The organism is Micromonospora sp. NPDC049048 (assembly GCF_043197615.1).
GTDB lineage: Bacteria > Actinomycetota > Actinomycetes > Mycobacteriales > Micromonosporaceae > Micromonospora.
The window spans coordinates 430,025-450,282 of the sequence record NZ_JBICTM010000005.1 but is presented as its reverse complement, the minus strand read 5'-3'; the positions used below and the strand labels follow the sequence as shown (position 1 = coordinate 450,282).

General features: G+C 74.5%; 22 protein-coding genes. 9 read left to right on the top strand and 13 right to left on the bottom strand.

Annotated features, from left to right (window positions below):
- The first annotated feature begins 24 nt into the window (after positions 1 to 24).
- The gene (locus ACGFIG_RS18975; RefSeq protein WP_393004491.1) at positions 25 to 1,965 is read left to right on the top strand and encodes an endonuclease/exonuclease/phosphatase family protein; all 1,941 of its coding nucleotides are present in this window, start codon (positions 25 to 27) and stop codon (positions 1,963 to 1,965) included.
- Positions 1,966 to 1,992: 27 nt separating this feature from the next.
- On the opposite strand, the gene ACGFIG_RS18970 is transcribed toward ACGFIG_RS18975, so the two are convergent.
- Genes ACGFIG_RS18970 through cofC form a run of 4 tightly spaced genes read right to left on the bottom strand, consistent with a single transcriptional unit; the run spans position 1,993 to position 6,263 of the window.
- On the bottom strand, positions 1,993 to 2,952 hold the full coding sequence (locus tag ACGFIG_RS18970) for an NUDIX domain-containing protein (RefSeq protein ID WP_393004489.1): 960 nt from the start codon (positions 2,950 to 2,952) through the stop codon (positions 1,993 to 1,995).
- A 24-nt stretch (positions 2,953 to 2,976) separates the two neighbouring features.
- Complete coding sequence (locus ACGFIG_RS18965) at positions 2,977 to 5,358, bottom strand: RNA degradosome polyphosphate kinase (protein WP_393004487.1); 2,382 nt, start codon at positions 5,356 to 5,358, stop codon at positions 2,977 to 2,979.
- 53 nt (positions 5,359 to 5,411) lie between these two features.
- Positions 5,412 to 5,609 (bottom strand): cold-shock protein, encoded by a 198-nt coding sequence (locus ACGFIG_RS18960; protein ID WP_393004485.1) that lies wholly within the window; start codon positions 5,607 to 5,609, stop codon positions 5,412 to 5,414.
- Between the two features lie 21 nt (positions 5,610 to 5,630).
- Complete coding sequence (cofC, locus tag ACGFIG_RS18955) at positions 5,631 to 6,263, bottom strand: 2-phospho-L-lactate guanylyltransferase (protein WP_393004483.1); 633 nt, start codon at positions 6,261 to 6,263, stop codon at positions 5,631 to 5,633.
- A 128-nt stretch (positions 6,264 to 6,391) separates the two neighbouring features.
- On the opposite strand from cofC, the gene ACGFIG_RS18950 reads away from it, so the two are divergent.
- Genes ACGFIG_RS18950 through ACGFIG_RS18935 form a run of 4 tightly spaced genes read left to right on the top strand, consistent with a single transcriptional unit; the run spans position 6,392 to position 10,113 of the window.
- The gene (locus ACGFIG_RS18950; protein ID WP_393004481.1) at positions 6,392 to 7,129 is read left to right on the top strand and encodes a lysophospholipid acyltransferase family protein; all 738 of its coding nucleotides are present in this window, start codon (positions 6,392 to 6,394) and stop codon (positions 7,127 to 7,129) included.
- On the top strand, positions 7,126 to 8,124 hold the full coding sequence (locus ACGFIG_RS18945; RefSeq protein ID WP_393004479.1) for an NAD(P)H-dependent glycerol-3-phosphate dehydrogenase: 999 nt from the start codon (positions 7,126 to 7,128) through the stop codon (positions 8,122 to 8,124). The genes ACGFIG_RS18950 and ACGFIG_RS18945 overlap by 4 nt, the downstream gene beginning before the upstream one ends.
- 5 nt (positions 8,125 to 8,129) lie before the next feature.
- Positions 8,130 to 9,242, top strand: coding sequence for a cystathionine gamma-lyase (locus ACGFIG_RS18940; protein ID WP_393004477.1), 1,113 nt, complete (start codon positions 8,130 to 8,132; stop codon positions 9,240 to 9,242).
- 58 nt (positions 9,243 to 9,300) lie between these two features.
- Positions 9,301 to 10,113: a putative protein N(5)-glutamine methyltransferase gene (locus ACGFIG_RS18935; RefSeq protein WP_393004475.1), complete on the top strand. Its 813-nt coding sequence runs from the start codon at positions 9,301 to 9,303 to the stop codon at positions 10,111 to 10,113.
- A 216-nt stretch (positions 10,114 to 10,329) separates the two neighbouring features.
- On the opposite strand, the gene ACGFIG_RS18930 is transcribed toward ACGFIG_RS18935, so the two are convergent.
- Positions 10,330 to 10,530, bottom strand: a complete 201-nt coding sequence (locus ACGFIG_RS18930) for a DUF397 domain-containing protein (RefSeq protein ID WP_393004473.1) — start codon at positions 10,528 to 10,530, stop codon at positions 10,330 to 10,332.
- Between the two features lie 3 nt (positions 10,531 to 10,533).
- Complete coding sequence (locus ACGFIG_RS18925) at positions 10,534 to 11,379, bottom strand: helix-turn-helix domain-containing protein (RefSeq protein ID WP_393004471.1); 846 nt, start codon at positions 11,377 to 11,379, stop codon at positions 10,534 to 10,536.
- A gap of 281 nt (positions 11,380 to 11,660) precedes the next feature.
- Between ACGFIG_RS18925 and ACGFIG_RS18920 the strand changes: the two genes are divergently transcribed.
- Positions 11,661 to 11,879 (top strand): hypothetical protein, encoded by a 219-nt coding sequence (locus tag ACGFIG_RS18920; RefSeq protein WP_393004469.1) that lies wholly within the window; start codon positions 11,661 to 11,663, stop codon positions 11,877 to 11,879.
- A 109-nt stretch (positions 11,880 to 11,988) separates the two neighbouring features.
- On the opposite strand, the gene ACGFIG_RS18915 is transcribed toward ACGFIG_RS18920, so the two are convergent.
- On the bottom strand, positions 11,989 to 13,269 hold the full coding sequence (locus ACGFIG_RS18915; RefSeq protein ID WP_393004467.1) for an AAA family ATPase: 1,281 nt from the start codon (positions 13,267 to 13,269) through the stop codon (positions 11,989 to 11,991).
- A 261-nt stretch (positions 13,270 to 13,530) separates the two neighbouring features.
- Between ACGFIG_RS18915 and ACGFIG_RS18910 the strand changes: the two genes are divergently transcribed.
- Positions 13,531 to 14,637 carry a D-alanine--D-alanine ligase family protein gene (locus tag ACGFIG_RS18910; RefSeq protein ID WP_393004465.1) on the top strand — a complete coding sequence of 369 codons (1,107 nt, stop codon included), beginning with the start codon at positions 13,531 to 13,533 and terminating at the stop codon, positions 14,635 to 14,637.
- A 131-nt stretch (positions 14,638 to 14,768) separates the two neighbouring features.
- On the opposite strand, the gene ACGFIG_RS18905 is transcribed toward ACGFIG_RS18910, so the two are convergent.
- From ACGFIG_RS18905 to ACGFIG_RS18885, 5 genes are all read right to left on the bottom strand, one after another.
- Positions 14,769 to 15,326, bottom strand: coding sequence for a TetR/AcrR family transcriptional regulator (locus tag ACGFIG_RS18905; RefSeq protein WP_393004463.1), 558 nt, complete (start codon positions 15,324 to 15,326; stop codon positions 14,769 to 14,771).
- On the bottom strand, positions 15,323 to 16,120 hold the full coding sequence (locus ACGFIG_RS18900) for an ABC transporter permease (protein ID WP_393004461.1): 798 nt from the start codon (positions 16,118 to 16,120) through the stop codon (positions 15,323 to 15,325). The genes ACGFIG_RS18905 and ACGFIG_RS18900 overlap by 4 nt, the downstream gene beginning before the upstream one ends.
- Before the next feature lie 34 nt (positions 16,121 to 16,154).
- Positions 16,155 to 17,081 carry an ATP-binding cassette domain-containing protein gene (locus tag ACGFIG_RS18895; RefSeq protein WP_393004459.1) on the bottom strand — a complete coding sequence of 309 codons (927 nt, stop codon included), beginning with the start codon at positions 17,079 to 17,081 and terminating at the stop codon, positions 16,155 to 16,157.
- A gap of 259 nt (positions 17,082 to 17,340) precedes the next feature.
- Positions 17,341 to 17,955, bottom strand: coding sequence for a DUF3515 family protein (locus ACGFIG_RS18890; RefSeq protein ID WP_393004457.1), 615 nt, complete (start codon positions 17,953 to 17,955; stop codon positions 17,341 to 17,343).
- Between the two features lie 24 nt (positions 17,956 to 17,979).
- Entirely contained in the window at positions 17,980 to 18,213 is a 234-nt protein-coding gene (locus tag ACGFIG_RS18885) for an Lrp/AsnC ligand binding domain-containing protein (RefSeq protein ID WP_393004455.1), read from the bottom strand.
- Positions 18,214 to 18,335: 122 nt separating this feature from the next.
- Here ACGFIG_RS18885 and ACGFIG_RS18880 point away from each other — a divergent pair, with 122 nt between their 5' ends.
- Together ACGFIG_RS18880 and ACGFIG_RS18875 are read left to right on the top strand one after the other, a co-directional pair.
- The gene (locus tag ACGFIG_RS18880) at positions 18,336 to 19,274 is read left to right on the top strand and encodes a thiamine-phosphate kinase (RefSeq protein WP_393004453.1); all 939 of its coding nucleotides are present in this window, start codon (positions 18,336 to 18,338) and stop codon (positions 19,272 to 19,274) included.
- A gap of 29 nt (positions 19,275 to 19,303) precedes the next feature.
- Positions 19,304 to 19,771, top strand: coding sequence for a GNAT family N-acetyltransferase (locus ACGFIG_RS18875; RefSeq protein ID WP_393004450.1), 468 nt, complete (start codon positions 19,304 to 19,306; stop codon positions 19,769 to 19,771).
- Positions 19,772 to 20,017: 246 nt separating this feature from the next.
- On the opposite strand, the gene rpmB is transcribed toward ACGFIG_RS18875, so the two are convergent.
- A complete protein-coding gene (gene rpmB, locus ACGFIG_RS18870; protein WP_011905179.1) occupies positions 20,018 to 20,209 on the bottom strand; it encodes a 50S ribosomal protein L28 in 192 nt (63 codons plus the stop codon).
- Between the last annotated feature and the right edge of the window lie 49 nt (positions 20,210 to 20,258).

Genomic DNA, 20,258 nt, shown 5'->3' with positions numbered 1-20,258 from the left:
TTCCGGTCGGCGAAAGGCAGCCCCGTGCGCTACCGCCACCTCCCCACCGTCACCCTCGCCCTGGGCGTCGTGCTCCTGGTCGACGTGCTGCGCGTCTTCCTGCCGGCGGTGATCACCATCTTCGGGCAGGCCGCCTCGACACCCGCCGAACTGCTGGGGGCGTTCGCGTTCGGCTGGTTCCTGCTCGCCCTGGCGGCGCCCGCGCTGCTGCGCCGGGTGGGCACCCGCCCCGGCACGCTCGTCGCCGCCGTGCTGCTGGTCGTGGCGCGTCTCGCCGTCAACGGCCAGCCCGGCGGGCGGCTCCAGCTCTGGCTCGCCACGGCGGGGCTGCTCGCCGGGCTGGTGTGGCTCGCCAGCGCCGCCGCCGGCACCGACCGCCCCGTACCCGGGCTGGCGCTGGGGATGGCGGTCGGCGCCGGCGTGCACACGGTGCTGGACACGTACCGCTCGGCGTTCTTCGGCCCCTGGCCGGCGTGGCTCGCGGCGGTCGCGGTCGCGGGCCTCTTCCTGGCGGGCCAGGCGCGGCCCGTGCCCCCGGCCGGGGCGGGCGGCGTACGGGGCTGGCTGCTGGCCGGGCCGGCGCTGCTGCTCGCCGGCATGGTGGCCCTCTCCCCGGCGGTCGCCCGGACGGCGATGTCGTACCAGTTCGGGCTGCTGCGCGCGGACCCCGCCGGCGAGGCGGGGGTGGCCACGGTGCCGGCGTTCGGCCCCGCCCCGCTCGCCGTGGCCGTCGGCGGTTTCCTGCTCGCCGCGCTGGCGCCGCCCCTGCGGGGGGCCTGGCGGTGGCTTGGGCCGGCGGCCCTCGTCGGCGGGGCCGTCCTCGTCGCCCTCGAACGCGGGATGCTGCTGCTGCCGGCCGTCCTGCTCACCGCCGTCGGCCTCGGGGCGTGCCTGGCCCTGGCCGGCGCCGCCGACGGACGGGCCGGCGCCGACGAGGCCCCGTCCGCCGGGTCGGCCGGCGGCGGACCGGAGCCGGCACGGGTGGCCGCCCGACGCGGGTACGCCGCCGCCGGCGGGATGCTCGTCTTCGCCGCCGCGGCGGTGGCGTACTACGCCGCCTACGACCTGGGTTACCCCAATGCCGGGGTGCCGGTGGCGGTGGCGGTGCTGGTCGCCGCCGTCGCGCTGGCGACCCGGCCCACCCCGGTGCCGGCCCGGTCGCCGTTGCCGCCGGTGCGGACGGCCGCCACGGCAGCCGTACTGACGCTGCTCGCCGCGGTCGCCAGCGACGAGGTGCTGGTCGCCACCAACCGGCCCGGGCCGCCCGAGACGGTCAGGGTGGCGGCGTACAACGTGCGGATGGGGTTCGGGATGGACGGCCGCTTCGACCCGGACGCGTTGGCGCGGGCCGTCGCGGGAGCCGACGTCGTGGCGCTCAGCGAGGTGGACCGGGGCTGGCTGCTCAACGGCGGGCACGACACGCTCGACCTGCTGGCGGAGCGGCTCGACATGCCGTACGTCTTCGCGCCCGCCGCCGACCCGCTCTGGGGCGACGCCGTGCTGAGCCGGTGGCCCCTGGTCGCGGCGCGGACCCGGCCGCTGCCGGCCGTCGGCGCGCCCACCGGGGCGCAGGCTCTCGGGATCACCGTCGACTTCAGCGGGGACGTCCGCCTCGCGGTCGTCGCCACCCACCTGCAACCGCCGCCGGGCGAGGATCCGGTGGTCCAGGCCCGCGCGGTCGCCGACTTCGCCGTCCGGTACGCCGCCGGCCGACCCCTGGTGGTCGCCGGTGACCTGAACACCGGGCCGGACGACCCGGCGTTCGCCGAGTTCACCCGGGCCGGTCTGGTCGACGCGCTGGCCGCCGCCCGCCCCCTGCCGACCAGCCCGGCCGACGCCCCGCGCCAGCAGATCGACCACATCCTCGTCACGCCCGACCTGGCGGCCGGCGACGCGGCGGCCCCACCGGGGACGGCCAGCGACCACCTGCCGGTCGTGGTGACCCTGACCCTGCCGCCGACCTGACCCACGCGCACCGGCGTGGACGCGGAGTCAGAGACGGTCGAATGCGAGCAGCCGGTCGCCGGCGAAGGCGAGCAGCCAGCCGCCGCCCTTCGGGGTGGTGAAGTCGTCCGGCAGCCCGCTGAGCCGGCCCAGGGCGCCCGGAATCACCTTGCCCTGGCTGCACACCCCCACCGGCTCTCCGGTCGCCGCCAGCGCGACCAGGCGGGCGGCGGCGGCCAACGCGCACTCGTCGGGCTGCTGACCGGGCCGCGGCTCGTCCAGGTCGCCGTCGACCTCGATCGGCAGGTCGAGCAGCGCCGCCGCCGGGTCGAGGGTCTGTACGCAGCGACGCGCCGAGGCCGACAGCAGGCGTACCGGGCGGACCAGCGCCACCAGCGGGGCGAGCGCGTGGGCCTGCGCCCAACCCCGGGCGTCGAGGGGCCGGCCGGTGTCCGGGCCCGACCAGGTGGCCCGCCTGCCGGCGTGGGCGTGCCGGACCAGCGCCACCGTCCCGGTGACCGTCGGCAGGGCCGCGAACGCGGCCAGCACCTCGGCGTCGTGCGGGTAGCTGACCAGCCGGACCGCCTCGTCCACGCCGAGCCAGCGCACGTCGTCGACCTCGGTGGCCGGCTGGAAGCCGCCTTCGGCCGCCGCCCGCATCGACCAGTAGTCGACCACCTTCGGGCGGCCCTCGCTGCGGTAGCGCACGGTGGGCAGCCGTACCTGCGGCACCGCCCGGACGTCGGTCTCCTCGGCCACCTCCCGCACGGCGGCGAGCAGCGGATGCTCGCCGGGCTCCAGCTTGCCCTTCGGCAGCGACCAGTCGTCGTAGCGGGGCCGGTGCACCACGCAGACCAGCACCCCGCCGGCCGCGCGCCCGCCGGCCGGCCCGGCGCCGTCGGCGGTACGCCACACGACCCCGCCCGCCGCCCGGATCGGGGCCGTCGCGTCCGGGCCCCCGGCCGGCCGGTCCCGACCGGAGCCGGGCGCGTCCCGCTCATCCAGCATCAGGTCAGCCTATGCGGGTACCGGTCAGCCCGCCGTGCCACCGACACGACGCAGCAGCAACTCCTGGAGGTGCACCGGCTCCTCGTCGGCGGTGCCCGTACGCCGGCTCCAGGTGCCGTCCGGCGCCAGCTCGAACGCGTCGACGTCGGGGCTCATCGCGGCGGTCAGCACGTGGTCCAGTTCGGCCCGGGCGACGGGGTCGCTCACCCGGACCAGCGCCTCGACGCGGCGGTCCAGGTTGCGGTGCATCAGGTCGGCCGAGCCCATCCAGAACTCGGCGTCGCCGTCGTTGCCGAACCGGAAGATGCGGGAGTGCTCCAGGAACCGCCCCAGGATCGAGCGGACCCGGATGTTCTCCGACAGGCCGGGCACCCCCGGCCGCAGCGTGCACATGCCCCGGATCACCAGGTCCACGTGGACGCCGGCCCGGGAGGCCCGGTAGAGCGCGTCCGTGACCTCCTCGTCGACCAGCGAGTTCACCTTGATCTGCACGAGGCCGGGCATGCCCAGCCGGACGTGCCTGATCTCCCGCTCGATCCGCTCGATCAGCCCACGGCGGATGCCCTGCGGCGCCACCAGCAGCCGGCGGTACGCGGTCTGCCGGCTGTAGCCGGTGAGCACGTTGAACAGGTCGGTCAGGTCGGCCCCGATCTCCGGGTCGGCGGTGAGCATGCCGAAGTCCTCGTAGAGCCGGGCGGTCTTCGGGTGGTAGTTGCCGGTGCCGATGTGGCAGTAGCGGCGGATCTGGTTGCCCTCCTGGCGTACCACCAGGGCGGTCTTGCAGTGCGTCTTGAGCCCGACCAGGCCGTAGACGACGTGGCAGCCGGCGCGCTCCAGCGTGCGCGCCCAGCCGATGTTGGCCACCTCGTCGAAGCGCGCCTTCAGCTCGACCAGCACGACCACCTGCTTGCCGGCCGCCGCCGCGTCGACCAGCGCGTCCACGATGGGGGAGTCGCCGCTGGTGCGGTAGAGGGTCTGCTTGATGGCCAGCACGTCCGGGTCGGCGGCGGCCTGCTCGATGAACCGCTGCACGCTGGTGGCGAACGAGTGGTACGGGTGGTGGACCAGGATGTCCCCGTCGCGCAGGGTCGCGAAGACGCTGCGCGGCACCTCGCCCTCGGTGAGCCGGGGATGGGTGGCCGGCACGAACGGCGAATCCTTCAGGTCCGGCCGGTCGGCCTCGTTGTAGAGCTGCCAGAGCGCGGAGAGGTCGAGCAGGCCGGGGACCCGCAGCACCTCCTGGTCGTGCATGTCCAACTCGCGGACGAGCAGTTCCAGTACGCGCTCGGAGATCGAGGCGGCCACCTCCAGCCGTACGGGCGGGCCGAACCGGCGCCGCGCCAGCTCCCGTTCCAGTGCCTGGAGCAGGTCCTCGTCGCGGTCCTCGTCGACCTCCACCTCGGCGTTGCGGGTGACCCGGAACAGGTGGCACTCGACCACCTGCATGCCGGAGAAGAGCTGCCCCAGGTGCACCGAGATCAGGTCCTCCACGGGCAGCATCCGCAGGCCCGGCAGGTCGCGGTGCACCCGTACGAAGCGGGGCACGTTGTTCGGCACCTTCACCCGGGCGAAGAACTCCGAGCCGCCGTCGGGATCGCGCACCGCCACCGCGAGGTTGAGCGAGCGCCCGGAGATGTACGGGAAGGGGTGCGCGGGGTCCACCGCGAGCGGGGTCAGCACCGGGAAGATCTGCTCCCGGAAGTAGGTGCGCAGCCGCTCCCGCTCGGGGTCGTCCAGGTCGCTCCAGCGCAGGATCCGGATCTCCTCGGCGGCGAGCTTCGGCAGCACGTCGTCGGTGAAGCAGGCCGAGTGCCGGGTGACCAGCGCGGCGGCCTTCTCGGCAACCAGTTCGAGCTGTGTACGCAGCGGCATCCGGTCCCCGCCGCGTACCGGCAGGCCGGCCTGGAGCCGGCGTTTCAGCCCGGCGACCCGGACCATGTAGAACTCGTCGAGGTTGCTGGCGAAGATGGCCAGGAACTTGGCCCGCTCCAGCAGCGGCGTGCGCGGGTCCTCGGCGAGGGCGAGCACCCGGGCGTTGAAGTCGAGCCAGGAGAGCTCCCGGTTGAGGAAGCGGTCCTCCGGCAGCGGCTCGGCCACCGGCGGCTCGTCGGTGAGGCCGGGCGCCTCGGCGGGTGGGCCGGGCACCTGGTCCAGCACCTCCTCCAGCCCGGCGGAGGCGGCAGCCGCGTCGGTCCCGGCGGCCTCCACCCCGGCAGCCCTGCCGGCTGTCTCCCCGGTGGTCCCGCCGGCCGCGTCCCCGGTGGTGCCGTCAACTGTGTCCCCGGGGTTTGCGCCGGGGACGGCGGCGTGGAAGCGGCCGTCGGCGCCCCGGGCCCGGGTGCCGTTGCGGGGTGCGGCCGGGTCGGTGTGCGGGCGGTTGGCGGGGTGCTTGCGAGGGGTGCTCACCTGCCCATAATCACCCGGATGCGGTTAACGCAAAATGAACTTCCGCCAGCCGCTCAGGCCATGGTCGGCAATGTCACCCGGACCACCCCGCCGGTCGCGTCGGTCTCGACGCGCAGCCGCTGGCCGAGGCGGAGCAGCCGCAGCCCGGAGGCGTCGAACGCGCGGGCCGGGAAGGCCAGCTCGGTGCCGTCGTCGAGGAGCAGCGTCCCGCTGCGGGTCGCCGCGTCGTAGGTGGCCACCGTGCCCTGCATGTCCCGCACGCTACACGCCCCTCAGGCCGGGCAGCCGGCGGCCAGCGCGGCCGTGCGGGGTCCGAGCCCGAGCAGGGCCGCCTCGGCCAGGTCGTCGGCGGTGTCCACGTCCCGCCGCAGGCTCGGCCACTCCCCGGTGAGGGCGAGCGCCCCGCTCGCGGCGTGCGCGGCGGCGGAGCCGACCCCGAAGCGGGGATCCAGGGGCACGCCCGGCGGCGCGGTCAACAGCACGGTGCCCTCGCCGGGGGCGTCGGCCACGTACCGGCGTACGCCGGGGGGTGCGGCCTGCGCCGCCCGCAGCGCCGCCGCCAACTCGGCGGGGCGCAGCGCGGGCAGGTCGGCGGTGAGCCCCGCCAGCCAGCCGTCGGCGGCGACCGACGCGCCGTGCCGGAAGGCGGCGTTCAGCCCGGCGCCGGGGGCGTCGGGCACCGCCCGGGCGCCCGCACGGTGCGCGACCTCGGCCACGCGGGCGTCGTCGGTGACGACGAACACCCCGGCGACCGCCGGGCAGGCCCGCACCGCGGCGACCGTGTCGGCGGCCAGGGCCAGCGCCAGCTCCTCGTGCGGTACGGCCGGCAGCGCCCCCCGCAGCCGGCTCTTCGCGGCGGCGAGGCGCTTCACCGGCACCACCACGGTCCACCTCGGCTGACTCACACCGCCATCCTGCCAGCCGGAGGGCGGTACCCTCTCTGGCCGGACCGGGGTCGAACAGGCATGATTTCCGCTGCGGGTGTCACCGGGTGCGGATCCGGTGCGGCGCGGGGCGGCACGAGGAGGCGTGGGTGACACGGCCGAGGCTGGGGTTCTGGCAATGGTTCGCCGTCGTGCTGGTCAAGCCGGTGCTGATCATGTGGACCCGGCGTACCTGGCGGGGGATGGAGCACCTGCGCGGCGACCGCGGCGTGATCATCGTGGCGAACCACATCTCGCACGCCGACCCGCTCGTCGCTGCGCACTTCATCTACGACTCCGGCCGCTGGCCGCAGTTCCTCGGCAAGGCGAGCGTGTTCCGGGTCCCGGTGATGGGCTGGATCCTGCACCGGTGCCGGCAGATCCCGGTCGAACGCGACACCGTGGACGCGGTGCGGTCGCTCGACCATCTCGTCGCCGCGCTCGACCGGGGCGGCGCGGTGGTGATCTACCCGGAGGGCACCATCACCCGCGAGCCGGACCTGTGGCCGATGAAGAGCAAGACCGGCGCGGCCCGGCTCGCGCTCGCCACCGGGGCGCCCGTGGTTCCGCTCGTCATGTGGGGCCCGGAGCGGATGTTCGACCCGCGTCGCTCCCGGCTCAACCCCCGCCCCCGCATCCCGGTGACCGTGGTCGCCGGACCCCCCGTCGACCTGGGCCCCTGGTCCGGGGCGACCCCGACGAGAGCCGTCCTCGAGGAGATGACCGACACCATCATGCTGCGCCTTCGTGACATGCTCGCCGAGATCCGGGGCGGCACCCCGCCACCACTGTGGGAACGCACTGCCCGCCCCGCCGGCGAGCGACGGCGCCCGGGGGCGACGGCGTGAGCGGCCACGTCGCGGTGCTGGGGGCCGGGTCGTGGGGCACCGCGTTCGCCAAGATCCTGGCCGACGCCGGCCGGGACGTCTCCGTCTGGGCCCGTCGGCAGGAGATCGCCGACACCATCCGCGCCGAGCGGCGCAACCCGGAGTACCTGCCGGACGTGCTGCTGCCGTCCCGGGTCACGGCGACGGGGGACGCCGCCGAGGCGATCACCGGGGCGGAGCTGGTGGTGCTGGCCGTACCGTCGCAGACGCTGCGCGGCAACCTGGCCGGGTGGACCCCGCACCTGCACCCGGACGCCACCCTGGTGTCGCTGATGAAGGGCATCGAGCTGGGCACCACCAGGCGGATGAGCGAGGTGATCGTGGAGACCACCGGCGTGGCGGCGGACCGGGTGGTGGTGGTCTCCGGCCCCAACCTGGCCCCGGAGATCGCCGCCGAGCAGCCCGCCGCCACCGTGGTCGCCTGCACCGACGCCGACCGGGCCACGCAGGTGCAGCGCTCCATCACCACGCCCTACTTCCGGCCGTACACCAACGACGACGTCATCGGCTGTGAGCTGGGCGGCGCGGTGAAGAACGTCATCGCCCTGGCGTACGGCATCGCGGTGGCGATGGGCTTCGGCGACAACACCCGGGCCATGATCGTCACCCGGGGGCTGGCCGAGACGGCCCGGCTCGGGGTGGCCCTGGGCGCCGATCCGCTCACCTTCGCCGGCCTGGCCGGGATGGGCGACCTCGTCGCCTCCTGCTCGTCGCCGCTGGCCCGCAACCGCACCTTCGGCGAGCACCTGGGCCGGGGCGCGACCCTGGAGGAGGCCCGCATCGCCACCCGGCAGACCGCCGAGGGCGTCAAGAGCGCGTTGGCCCTGCGCGACCTGGCCCGGGCGCACGCGGTGGAGATGCCGATCACCGAGCAGGTCGAGCTGGTCTGCCACGAGGGCATGGACCCGCGGCTCGCCGTCGGGGCCCTGATGAGCCGCACCACCAAACCGGAGTGAGGGACATGGCCGAACACCAGGACGGCACCCGCTGCGTCCACGCCGGTCTGCCCGCGCCGGCCCCCGGCCAGCCGTTCCTGCCCGGGCCGGTGTTCGCGGCGCCGTACCACCTGGACCCGTGGGCGGGGCCGGCGGCGGCACGCGACGGCTACGGCCGGCCGGACAACCCCACCCGGCGGCTGCTGGAGGCGGCGGTCGGGGAACTGGAGGGCGGCGACTGCCGGGTCTTCGCCAGCGGGCAGGCCGCGATCACGGGGCTGCTGCTGACGGTGCTGAGGCCGGGCGACACCGTCGTGCTCCCGTCGGACGGATACTTCTCCGTCCGCGCCTTCGCCGCCGACACGCTGGAGGGCATCGGCGTACGGGTGCTCCTCGCCCCGACCGAGGGCCCGCACCCGGACTTCGACGGCGTACGCCTGGTGCTGCTGGAGACCCCGGCCAACCCCGGCCTGGACGTCGCCGACGTGGCGGCGCTGGCCGCCCGGGCACACGCCGCCGGTGCCCTGGTCGCCGTCGACAACACCACGGCCACGCCGCTCGGGCAGCGTCCGCTCGACCTGGGCGCCGACGTCGTGGTGGCCTCCGGGACCAAGGCCCTGACGGGGCACTCCGACCTGCTGATCGGCTACGTCGCGACCCGCTCGCCCGAGCTGCGGGACGCGGTCACCGCCTGGCGGGACGCCACCGGGGCGGTGCCCGGCGCGTTCGACGCCTGGCTCGCGCACCGCTCGCTGGCCACCCTGGACCTGCGGCTGGGCCGGCAGACGGCGAACGCGCAGGCCCTCGCCGAGCTGCTCGCGGCGCGGGACGACGTGACCGGGGTGCGCTGGCCGGGGCTGCCCGGCGACCCGGCGTACCCGGTGGCGTCGGTGCAGATGCGGCGGATCCCCGGGGTGCTCTGCTTCGACCTCGGCGACGCCGACCGGGTGGCGCGGTTCCTCGACGCGGCCCGGCTGGTGGCCGCGGCCACCTCCTTCGGTGGCCTGCACACCACCGCCGACCGGCGGGCCCAGTGGGGCGACGACACCCCGCCCGGCTTCGTCCGGCTCTCCTGCGGGATCGAGGACCCCGTCGACCTGGTCGCCGACGTGGCCGCCGCGCTGGACGCGAGCCGCTGAGCGCGGCGGCTGACGCCCCCGGCCCGGGGGCGTGGACGAGGCGCCCCGGAGGCTCCCGGTGACCGTCTCCTCCCACGGCCCCGACCGGCCCGCCTACCGCCCCGACCGGGCCGCGCTGGTGCACCGGCTGCGCGCCGCCGGCTGCGTCTACGCCGAGGACGAGGCGGAGCTGCTGATCGCCGCCGCCGACTCGGTCGAGGCGCTGGCGGGCCTCGTCGACCGCCGGGTCGCCGGGGCGCCGCTGGAGTACGTGCTCGGCTGGGCGGAGTTCTGCGGCGAACGGATCGCCGTCGACCCCGGCGTGTTCGTGCCGCGCGCGCGTACCGCCCTGCTGGTCGACGCCGCCGTCGCGGTGACCGGGCCGGCGGCGGCCGTGGTGGACCTGTGTTGCGGCTCCGGCGCGACCACCGTGGCGCTGGCCCGCAGGCTCGCGCCACGCTGGCTGGCCGCCGCCGACGTGGACCCCGCCGCCGTGGCCTGCGCCCGGCGCAACCTCGCCCCGCTGGCCGTCCCGGTCTTCGAGGGCGACCTGTACGACCCGCTGCCGGTGCGCTGGCGGGGGCGGCTGGACCTGGTGCTGGCCAACGCCCCGTACGTGCCGACGGCGGCGGTGGCGTTGATGCCGCCGGAGGCCCGGCTGCACGAGGCGCCGGTGGCCCTCGACGGTGGGCCGGACGGGCTGACGGTGCTGCGCCGCGTGGCCGAGGGCGCGGCGCGCTGGCTGGCCCCGGGCGGGCACCTGGTGGTGGAGGCGGGACAGGCACAGGTGGACGCCCTGTGCGCCGCGCTGACCGCCGTGGGCCTGCATCCCACGGTGAGCCACGACGACGAGCGGGACGCCACCGCCGTCACGGCCCGCCGTCCGCGCTGAGCCCGGCTCCGCCGTGCCGCCGATCCGGCCGCTGACCCACTCGCCTTTCCGGCGGGCCGAGCCACTCGTCTTTCCGGCGGGCCGAGCCCACCTGCCTTTCCGGCGCGCTGACCCGCCGGGCGACGGCCCCACCGGCTCCCAACGGTGGGACCGCCGCCGGCAGGGCGCCGGCGCGACGTGGTCAGCGGGCGCGCCGGCGCCTCTTCGGAGGGAGGGTCAGTGGCCGGGCGGCGCCCCGACGAAGGCGGCCCAGGCGGTCGGCGGGAAGAGCAGGGCGGGGCCGGACGGGTCCTTCGAGTCGCGTACGGCGACCGTCCCCGGAAGCACCGCCATCTCCACGCACGCCCCCTCGTCGCCGCTGCGGCTGCTCTTGCGCCACCGCGCCACGGCCAGCGCCGCGCTGATCGTCGGTGTCATGTCCTACCGTCCCTTCAGGAGTTGAACGAGCTGGTCGCGGCTGTCCGCCGGGCTGAGCGCGACGGTCCGCAGGTGCTCCATGATCTTGGTGCAGGTACGCAGGTCGCCCGGCCGGTCGAGGACCATCTGCCCGGCCACCGTCTCGACCGAGGCGATGATCGGGTCCTCCGGATCTGCGAACTCCAGGATGTGCAGCGAGCCCCTGGTGCCCCGGTGGTAGCCGGCGGCGAGCGGGATCACCTGGACCGTGATGTTGGGCAGCTCGCCCATCTTGACCAGGTGGTGCAGCTGCGACTCCATCACCGACCGGTCGCCGACGGGCCGCAGCAGCGCGCCCTCGTCGATGATGGCGTCCAGGATCGGGGGCTGGTCGCTGATGAGCCGCTCCTGCCGGTCCAACCGGAGCTGGACGCGTTGCTCCACCTCGTCGTCGCTGAGGGTGTGCGGGCCGCCCCGCATCACGCCCCGGATGTAGTCGGCGGTCTGCAACAGACCCGGCACCACCGACGGTTCGAAGTTGGCGATCCCGGTCGCCTCCGCCTCCAGGGCGATGAAGTCGATGGTGCGCCGGTCCAGCAGGTACGAGTAGGACACCCACCAGCCGGGCTTGCGCGCGTCCTTGGCCAGCTGCACGGCGGCGGCCACCTCGTCGGCGCCCACCCGGTAGAGGGTGAGCAGGGCGCGCACGGTGGCGGGGCTGACCAGCGTCTGCGCGTTCTCGTAGCGGGACAGGGTGCTGCGGGTGCTGCTGATCTCGTCCGCCGCCGCCTCCAGCGTGAGGCCGGCGGCTTCCCGGTGGGTACGCAGCGCGATGCCCAGTCGCCGGGCACGGGCGGTCTTGGGAGCCATGCATCGATCGTCGCACATCTTGCCGGGAAGGTGTAGATGAGAGAACGCCGATGAGAGTTGCATTCATGGCTGTGGACATGTCAGTCTGTCATCGCGTCCTCACCGCCGGTTGTCGTGGCGACGGTGGTGGTGAGTGACCGGAGGGGATGGGGCGCGCGGTGATCGGGTTTCTCCCCCGTACCCGATCGCCGCGTGCCACGCCCTCCGTGGCCCGCCAGCCGGAAGGGATTCGACGTGCGTACTGCCCGACAGGCCCGCGCCGACCGCGCCGGCGGGCACCGATGACGCGGTTCCTGGTGGTGCTCACCGATGTGCGACCGGCCGAGGGCACCGGCCGCGACGAACGCAATTGTCCCGAGCGACGTCGTCAGGTGGTCGGGGCGAGCAGCCGGGAGGCGGCCGACCGGATCGCGGGCGCGTTCATGGCGCTGGGCATGGTGCGGGCCGGCCGGCAGCGGGTCAAGGTGATCGCCATCGGCCGGCGGCACGCGCGCGGCTGACCCCCGGTGCGTGCGTTCGCCGGAGCGGCCCCGCCGGGCGGAAGACCATCCGGCAGGCGGCCCGGCCCGGCGGGAGGCGCGGCCCGGCGCCCCGCCGGGCCGTCCGGCGTCACAGCATCCTGCGCCCCTTCAGATAGGCGACCAGGTCGTCGTAGGTGCCCCCCTCGTTGGCGAACATCGCCACGTTGCGGGCGGTGGCCATCCACGGCTTCGTCGACGGCCGGACCTCCTTGACCGCCCGCTCCAGGTCCCGCTGCTCGATCATGCGCACCTCGCCGGTGCGTACCGAGTCGGCCATCGCGAACTCGGCGGCCGTCTCGCAGAGGTGGGCCAGGTCGGCGCCCGAGTAGTCCTCCGTGGCCGCGACGATCTTCCGCAGGTCGATCCCCGCGATGGGCCGCTCCCGCAGGTGGTACTCCAGGATGGACCGGCGCGCCTCGGCGTCCGGCGGCAGCACCAGCACCACCCGGTCCAGCCGCCCGGGCCGGCGCAGCGCCGGGTCCACGTCCCACGGCGTGTTGGTGGCGGCCAGCACGAAGACCCCCTCGTTGCTGCCCTCCATGCCGTCCAGTTCGGCCAGCAACTGGTTGCCCAGCGTCCGCATCGAGCTGGAGTTGGTCTGTGAGCGCTTGTGCCCCAGCGCGTCGACCTCGTCGAGGAAGAGCACGCAGGGGGCGTTGCGGCGGGCCGCCTGGAACAGCTCGTGCAGGTTGCGCTCCGAGTTGCCCAGCCACATGTCGAGCACGTCCACGATGGACAACGAGAGGAACTTCGCGCCCATCTCGCCGGCGACCGCCCGGGCCAGGAACGTCTTGCCGCAGCCGGGCGGGCCGTAGAGCATCAGGCCGCCGCGCAGGCTCTTGCCGTACATCTTGCGCAGTTGCGGGTTGCGCAGCGGGCCGAGGAAGGCCAACTCCAGCCGCTCCTTGACCGCCGACATGCCGCCCACGTCGGCCAGCCGGACGCCGGAGGTCTCCACGTCGTACACCCGGTCGGAGTCGCCGGTGACCGACTCCGGCTCGTCGCCGGCGCGGGCGAAGCGCGGCGGCACCACGTCCGCCAGTTCCTGCTCGTAGGCCGCGAGCGGATCCTGGTCGGCGGTCGCGGCCGGACCGTCGGCCGGGGCCGGGCGTCGCGTCGGCGGCTGCGGGTCCGTCGGGGGCGGCGTCGACGCCGGCGGCGGTACGGAGCCACCCAGCGCCCGCTGCATCAACGCCTGCGCCTGCGCGTTGCCCGGATCCCGGGCGAGTGCCTGCCCGACCTGTGCGATCGCCTCCCCGGCCCGGCCGGCGTCCAGCAGCAGTCCGGCGAGGTGCACGCGCAGCGGCAGGTCGTCGGGGCGGGCGTCCAGGGCCGCCAACAGGGACTCGATGAGGGGATCAGCGCTCATAGGACGTGCAGCGTAGTGGGCACCGGGTGCCGTCACCGTCCCGGATTCCGCGCCGGCGGCGGGGCCGGTCCCGCGGCTGCCTCCGCCGGACCGGCGGCTACCGTGGCCGTACGGGCGGTTACGCAACGTATATCCTTTGTTGACCGATTGCCGTGTCGTCCGGCGGTCCCCGGGTATCGGCAGCCGGCACCCGCCACGCACAGTAAGGTCAACCGCGTGAGCGACCCGACCGGAGCAGTCGCGTACGAACGAGGTGACGCAGTGACCACCCCAGGCAGGACCCGCGTGGCGATCGTCTTCGGCGGCCGCAGCCCGGAGCACGGCATCTCCTGCGTCAGCGCCGGCAGCGTGCTCGGCGCACTCGACCCGGACGAGTTCGAGGTGGTGCCGGTGGGCATCACCCGCGCCGGCCAGTGGGTGCTGACCAGCGGCGACCCCGCCCAGCTGGCGATCACCGCGCGTCGCCTGCCGGAGATCACCGCCGAGTCCGGCACCGACATCGTGCTGCGCGCCGACCCGACCGGCAACGGGCTCATGGTGTTCCACCCCACCGAGGGCCCCCGGGCGCTCGCCGACGTCGACGTGGTCTTCCCGGTGCTGCACGGCGCCTACGGCGAGGACGGCACCATCCAGGGCATGCTGGAGATGGCCGGCATCCCGTACGTCGGCGCGAACGTCTTCGCCTCCGCCGCCGCCATGGACAAGGAGTTCACCAAGAAGCTCTGCGTCGCCGAGGGCATCCCGGTGGGGCCCTACGCGGTGCTGCGCAACGGGATGACGCTGAGCGAGGCGGAGAAGGAACGGCTCGGGCTGCCGGTCTTCGTCAAGCCGTCCCGGGCCGGCTCGTCGTTCGGCATCACCAGGGTCACCGACTGGGCGGACCTGGACGCCGCCGTCGCCACGGCCCGCCAGATCGACCCGAAGGTGCTCGTCGAGGGGGCGGTCGTCGGCCGCGAGATCGAGTGCGGTGTGCTGGAGGGCGAGGCCGGCGGCGCGCCGGAGGCGTCGGTGCTCGCCGAGGTCCGGGTCGTCGGCGACTACGACTTCTACGACTTCGAGGCGAAGTACATCGACGCCGAGGGTGCCTGCGAGTACGACATTCCCGCCGGCCTGCCCGAGCGGGTGACCCGCCAGATCCAGGAGTACGCCGCCCGCGCCTTCACCGCGCTCGACTGCGCCGGCCTGGCCCGGGTCGACTTCTTCGTCACCCCGGAGCTGGACGTCTACCTCAACGAGATCAACACGATGCCGGGCTTCACGCCGACGTCGATGTTCCCCCGGATGTGGGCGGCGTCGGGGCTGGAGTACCCGAAGCTCGTCAACCGCCTCATCCGTACCGCCCTGCACCGCGGCACCGGCCTGCACTGACCGTGCGGCAGGGCCGGTCCGAAGGTGCTGGGCTGGCCCAGCCGCCCACCACCCGGGTCGGCAGGCCGGCCAGCCGGCCCGTCCCTCACCGGCCAGCCGGTCCGTCCCTCAGCGGCCAGCCGGTCCGTTCCTCAGCGGGGCCGGGCGCCGTTCAGGAACAGGGCGACGACCTGGGCCGCTCCGTCCGGCGTCTTCGTGTCGGTCGCGCGGGCGAGATGCAGGAAGGCGTTCGTGAGGAACCAGGGATCCCCTGAGACGTCTCCTGCCTCGACCGCACGGGCGAAGAGCGCGACGACGGGATCGAGTACGCCACGCACGTACCGGCGCGACACGTCCGTTCTCGTCTCCTCCGAGACGTGGTCGAGCGCGTCGTAGATGCGCTGCTCGAACGAGATGGTGTGGGTGGAGTGCTCCGCCGAGACGACCGCGAGCGCTCGCAACCTGTCCTCCGTCGGCCCTTCCATCGAGAGCGCCGCGGTCATGCGGCTGTGGAGCTGCTCGACGAATCTCACCGCGACGGCCGCGTACAGCTCTTCCTTGCCGCCCGGGAAGTGGTGATAGATGGACGGCTTCTGGATGCCGACCGTCCGCGCGACGCCGAGCAGCGAGATCCCTGGATAGCCGGTGGCCGCCAGTTGCTCGCCGAATGCATCCATGATCCGCGCGCGGGTGTCCGCGGTGGGGCTCATCGGTTCCTCCGCGCGTGGTCGAGGGCGAGGGCGCATGCGGCGGCCCCGGTGCCGACCAGCGTAGCGAGGACGGCGAGAGCGACTGGCGGGGCCGGGAGCGCGGCGCCGCTCGCGACCGTACGGGCCGCCTCGACGATGTAGGTGAGCGGATTGAAGGTCGCGATCGCACGCATCCATCCGGCGAGCTCGTCCACCGGAGCGAACACCCCGGTGAAGAAGGACAGCCCGAACACGCCCAGGGTGACGAGATTGGTGCTCGCTGCCGACGCGGTGCGGATCGCCACCGCGATGCTGAGCAGAGCGACACCCAACCCGAGCGCCAGCAGGAGGAGGATCATCGCAGCCGTGCCGGACCAGCTCTGCGGCCGGTAGCCGATGAGCGCGGCCCCGGCGATCGTGACGACCATCTGGATGGTGACGGCGACGAGGGCCGCGACGACGGCGCCGACGAGGAACGGGGCGGATGTGCCGTGCGCCAGGCGGAGCCGATCGAGGTATCCGCTGGTGACATCCCCGAGGACGAGTGTGCCTGCGGCGCCCGCGCCCGTGGCGACGCCGGTGAGCAGGATCAGCGGGAGCAGGAACGAGATGAAGCTGCCGCCCGCGAGATAGTTGCTGCCGACGGTGCCGAGCTGCCCGGAGTAGACCAGCAGGAAGAACAGCGACTGTGCGACCGGGGCGACCAGCAGGGCCGGAGAGCGCAGGACGACCCGGGTGGAGCGGCGGATCGCGGCGACGGTGACCGGGATCGCGGCGCTGCGCGCGGGGGCGAGCGGGACGGCGGGGAGTGCCACGATGGTGTCCTTCCGGAGAGTCGTGTGGTTCGGGTCAGCGAGCGGCGAGTGCCATGAAGACATCGTCAAGTGAGGGTTCGCTCAGGCGGAGTTCGCTCACCCCACCCGCGACCCGGCCGATGTCGTCGAGCGCGACTTTCAGCGCACCCGGGGTGTCGGGAAGCGCGAGGCGTACCGTGTGCGGCTCGTCGGGTGCGGCGCGGAACGGGGCTTGCGAGGTGCGGAGCAGCCTCCGCGCGGTGTCCGCGTCTGCCAGCGCCAGGGTCAGGGTGCGTTCCCCCACGCGTTGCTTGAGCGACCCGGGGGAACCCTGCGCGGCGACCGTGCCGTCGCGGAGCACCACGATGTCGGTGGCGAGGACGTCCGCCTCGTGGAGATCCTGAGTCGAGACCAGGAGGGTTCTCCCGTCCTGGTTGAGTCGCTTGAGCTCGTGCCAGAAGTCGAGGCGGCTGAGCGGATCGAGACCTGTCGTCGGTTCGTCGAGGATCACGACGGGTGGCTCCGCCACGAGAGCCACGGCGAGGTCGACCTTGCGTCGGGTTCCCCCGGACAGTTTCGAGATCCGCGTCTCGCCATGCTCCCCGAGGCCGAAGAGATCGAGGAGTTCCCGTGCCCGGCGAGTGGCGTCGCGGCGGCCGAGCCCGAGCGCGGCAGCCTGGAAGGCAAGCACCTCGGCCGGGGTGGCGAGGGGGTCCAGGGCGTTGGACTGCGGGGTGAGGCCGATCAGCCGGCGCGCTTCGCGGGCCCGGGTGACCACGTCGTGCCCCTCGACGGTCACCGTGCCGGAGGTCGGGGCGCGCAGCGTGGCGATGATCTCCAGAAGCGTGGACTTGCCGGCGCCGTTGTGGCCGAGCACCACCGTGCGGCTGCCGCGTCCGATCGTCAGCGAGAGGTGGTGCAGCGCGTGGCGGGCTCCGTAGGACTTTGTCAGGTCGGTGACGCTGACGGCGGGAGAGGTCATGCCATCAACCTACCTACCGATAGGTCGGTTCGCCAACCCGGAACGCTGGCGCCGGGCTCAGCAGACCGGTCCGCGTGGCCAACCGGGCCCACGAACGCGCCGGACACCCTGCCTTCCGGCAGGCGTTCAGGAGGGGGCCTCTCCGCCGTGCGGCGGCCGCCAGCGCGGGCGGGACGGGTGGCGACGCCCACCGCGGCGAGAACGGATCCTCGCCCTCGTCCCGATCCGGCCTGCCCGTGGCGGGCGGGGCCGGGGAGGGTCAGTTGCGGCAGCCGCTCGGGGCGTCGCCGCCGGAGGGCACCGATGCCACCACCGTGTCGGAGATCAGGGGGAGCCACTTGGCCGGCGGCTGGTAGGCGCCCGGCACCCGGACGGTCACCGTGGTCTCCCGGTCCAGCGTGCTGAAGACGGTGACGTCGGTCGCCTGCGTGGGATGCCAGCAGACGCCGTTGACGATGAGCAGTTCGTCCGTCTCGCCGACGGCTGGTTCGGTGCCGCCGCAGGCCACGGTGACCGCCGGGTCGCCGTACGCGGCGTTCTGCTCGGGGCCGGCGGTGACCGGGCGCTGCGCCAGGTCGCCGACGGTCGGTGGCAGCTGGGAGAGCAGGGCGCGGCAGACCGTGGCGGGCCGCTCGGCCAGCGCCGGCGCGGCCATCTCGACCGGGGCGGTGGACTGCGGGCCGGCGACGGTGGCGCTCGGCGAGGCGGCCGGCTCGGCCTGCTCGTCGGGGGAGAACTGGGCGAACGCGAGGCCGCCCACCAGCAGGGTGACCGGCAGCGCGACGAGCGTCGCGATCAGGGCGGCGCTGCGGGTCGTACGGTCGGGGGCCGGCCGGTCGGTGGCGGCCCCGTCCGGCTGGACGGAATCGGTCACGGGAGTGTCAGTCGTCTTGTCCACTTACAGGCGCACCACCGAACACGTGAGGGTGCGGGTGATGCCGGGTATCATCTGCACCTTGCTGACGATGAGCTTGCCGAGTTCGTCGACGGTGTTGGCTTCGGTGAGCACGACCACGTCGTACGGCCCGGTGACGGCGTCGACGCGTACCACGCCGGCAAGATCCGAGATGAGGCCGGCCACGTCACGCGCCCGGCCGACCTCCGTCTGGATGAGGATGTACGCCTGTACCACGAGTCGACCTCCGTCCGTCGCCGCCTCCGAGCGGCCCGAAGGGAGAAAGTACCTTACGGACCAGGTCTGATCCCTATCGGTGGTCGAGGAGAAGCGGTGAGCGAGCGCGGCGGAGGACCGGCATGAGTGTCGCGGGGATCGGCGAGTTCGGCCTGATCGACCGGGTGACCGCCCGGTTGTCGTACGGATCGACCGTGCTGCTCGGTCCCGGGGACGACGCGGCGGTGGTGGCCGCCCCCGACACCCGGGTCGTGGCCTCGACCGACGTGCTGGTGGAGGGGCGGCACTTCCGGCGGGACTGGTCCGGCGCGGGTGACGTCGGCCACCGGGCGGCGGCGGCCAACCTGGCCGACATCGCGGCCATGGGGGCGCAGCCCACCGCGCTGCTCGTCGCGCTCTGCATGCCGCCGGAGCTGGACCCGGGGTGGGCCGAGGAACTCGCCGACGGGCTGGCCGCCGAGGCGGCGAAGGTCGGCGCGAGCGTGGTGGGCGGGGACATGTCGGCTAGCCCAACGCTGACGATCGCGGTCACCGCGCTGGGCGACCTCGGCGGCCGGCCCCCGGTGACGCGCTCCGGCGCGCGGCCGGGGGACGTGCTGGCCCTGGCCGGGCGCACCGGGTACGCGGCGGCCGGGCTGACCGTGCTCTCCCGGGGCTTCCGCACGCCCCGGCTGCTGGTGGAGGCGTACCGGCGGCCCGAGGTGCCCTATCCGGCGGGGCCGCACGCCGCCCGGCTCGGCGCCACCTCCATGATCGACGTCTCGGACGGGCTGCTCGCCGACGTCGGGCACGTGGCGAGGGCCAGCGGGGTCGCCGTGGACGTGCGCCGGGACGCCTTCGAGGTGCCCCGGCAGATGCGCGACGCCGCCCAGGCGCTCGGCGTCGACCCGTACACCTGGCTCCTCGCCGGTGGCGAGGACCACGCGCTGGCCGCGACCTTCCCGTCGGCGGTGGCGCTGCCGCCCGACTGGCGGCCCATCGGGCGTGTCACGGAGGGCTCGGGCGTCACCGTCGACGGGGAGCCGTACGACGGACCCGGCGGCTGGGACCACTTCCGGTAAGGCGTGATCGTCGTCGTACCCTTTACTTCGTGAGTCAGATCGAGATTCGGGCCGAGCGCTTCGGCTCGCCGGTGGCGCAGCGGCTGATCCGCGCCGCAATGGCCGAACTCGGCGCCCGCTACGGCGGCAGCGGCGACGACACCCCGGTCGACCCGGGCGAGTTCGAGCCGCCCGCCGGGGCCTTCCTCGTCGCCCACCTCGGCGGCGAGCCGGTCGGCTGCGGCGGCTGGCGCAGCCACGGTGACGAGGGCGACACCGCCGAGCTGAAGCGGATGTACACCGCACCGGAGGCCCGGGGCCGGGGCGTGGCCCGGGCGGTGCTGGCGGCGGTGGAGCGCTCCGCGCGGGAGCACGGGCGCAAGCGGATCGTCCTGGAGTGCGGCGACAAGCAGCCCGAGGCCATCGCCATGTACACGGCGGCCGGCTACGAGCGGATCCCCAACTTCGGCTACTACCGCGACGCCCCCGGCTGCATCTCCTTCGCCCGGACGCTCTGACGGCTCTCCGGGCGCTCTGACCCGTCACCGGGCCCGCTCGACCAGCGTACGGCGGCAGGCGCGTGCCGGCTCCGACCGGTCGCCGGGCGCCGCGACCCGGCTCCGACCCGTCGTCGGGAGGCCGCGATCCGGCGACCGCTCGCCCGTCGCCGGGACGCCGAGGCGTCGGTCGGCGGACGCGACAGAGCCGGCGGGCCGTGACGGCCCGCCGGCAATGACGAGTTGTGGAGGGTGGGGCCTACCGCGTCAGGCGCGGGTGACCTTGCCAGCCTTGATGCAGGAGGTGCAGACCTTCAACTTCTTGGTGTTGCCGCCACCGGCCGGGGTACGCACCGACTGGATGTTCGGGTTCCAGCGGCGGTTGGTCCGCCGGTGCGAGTGGGACACGTTGTGGCCGAAGCCCGGTCCCTTGCCACAGACGTCGCACACGCTAGCCACGGGATACTCCTGGGATTGAAACGTTCATGAGGTCGCCGCCAGGCGCAGC

Excerpts from the sequence above, each read along its gene's own strand:
- ACGFIG_RS18970 (WP_393004489.1), bottom strand. The coding sequence starts at position 2,952 with ATGCTGGATGAGCGGGACGCGCCCGGCTCCGGTCGGGACCGGCCGGCC.
- ACGFIG_RS18960 (WP_393004485.1), bottom strand. The coding sequence starts at position 5,609 with ATGCAGGGCACGGTGGCCACCTACGACGCGGCGACCCGCAGCGGGACG.
- ACGFIG_RS18940 (WP_393004477.1), top strand. The coding sequence starts at position 8,130 with ATGGCCGAACACCAGGACGGCACCCGCTGCGTCCACGCCGGTCTGCCC.
- ACGFIG_RS18930 (WP_393004473.1), bottom strand. The coding sequence starts at position 10,530 with ATGACACCGACGATCAGCGCGGCGCTGGCCGTGGCGCGGTGGCGCAAG.
- ACGFIG_RS18925 (WP_393004471.1), bottom strand. The coding sequence starts at position 11,379 with ATGGCTCCCAAGACCGCCCGTGCCCGGCGACTGGGCATCGCGCTGCGT.
- ACGFIG_RS18920 (WP_393004469.1), top strand. The coding sequence starts at position 11,661 with ATGACGCGGTTCCTGGTGGTGCTCACCGATGTGCGACCGGCCGAGGGC.
- ACGFIG_RS18915 (WP_393004467.1), bottom strand. The coding sequence starts at position 13,269 with ATGAGCGCTGATCCCCTCATCGAGTCCCTGTTGGCGGCCCTGGACGCC.
- ACGFIG_RS18905 (WP_393004463.1), bottom strand. The coding sequence starts at position 15,326 with ATGAGCCCCACCGCGGACACCCGCGCGCGGATCATGGATGCATTCGGC.
- ACGFIG_RS18895 (WP_393004459.1), bottom strand. The coding sequence starts at position 17,081 with ATGACCTCTCCCGCCGTCAGCGTCACCGACCTGACAAAGTCCTACGGA.
- ACGFIG_RS18880 (WP_393004453.1), top strand. The coding sequence starts at position 18,336 with ATGAGTGTCGCGGGGATCGGCGAGTTCGGCCTGATCGACCGGGTGACC.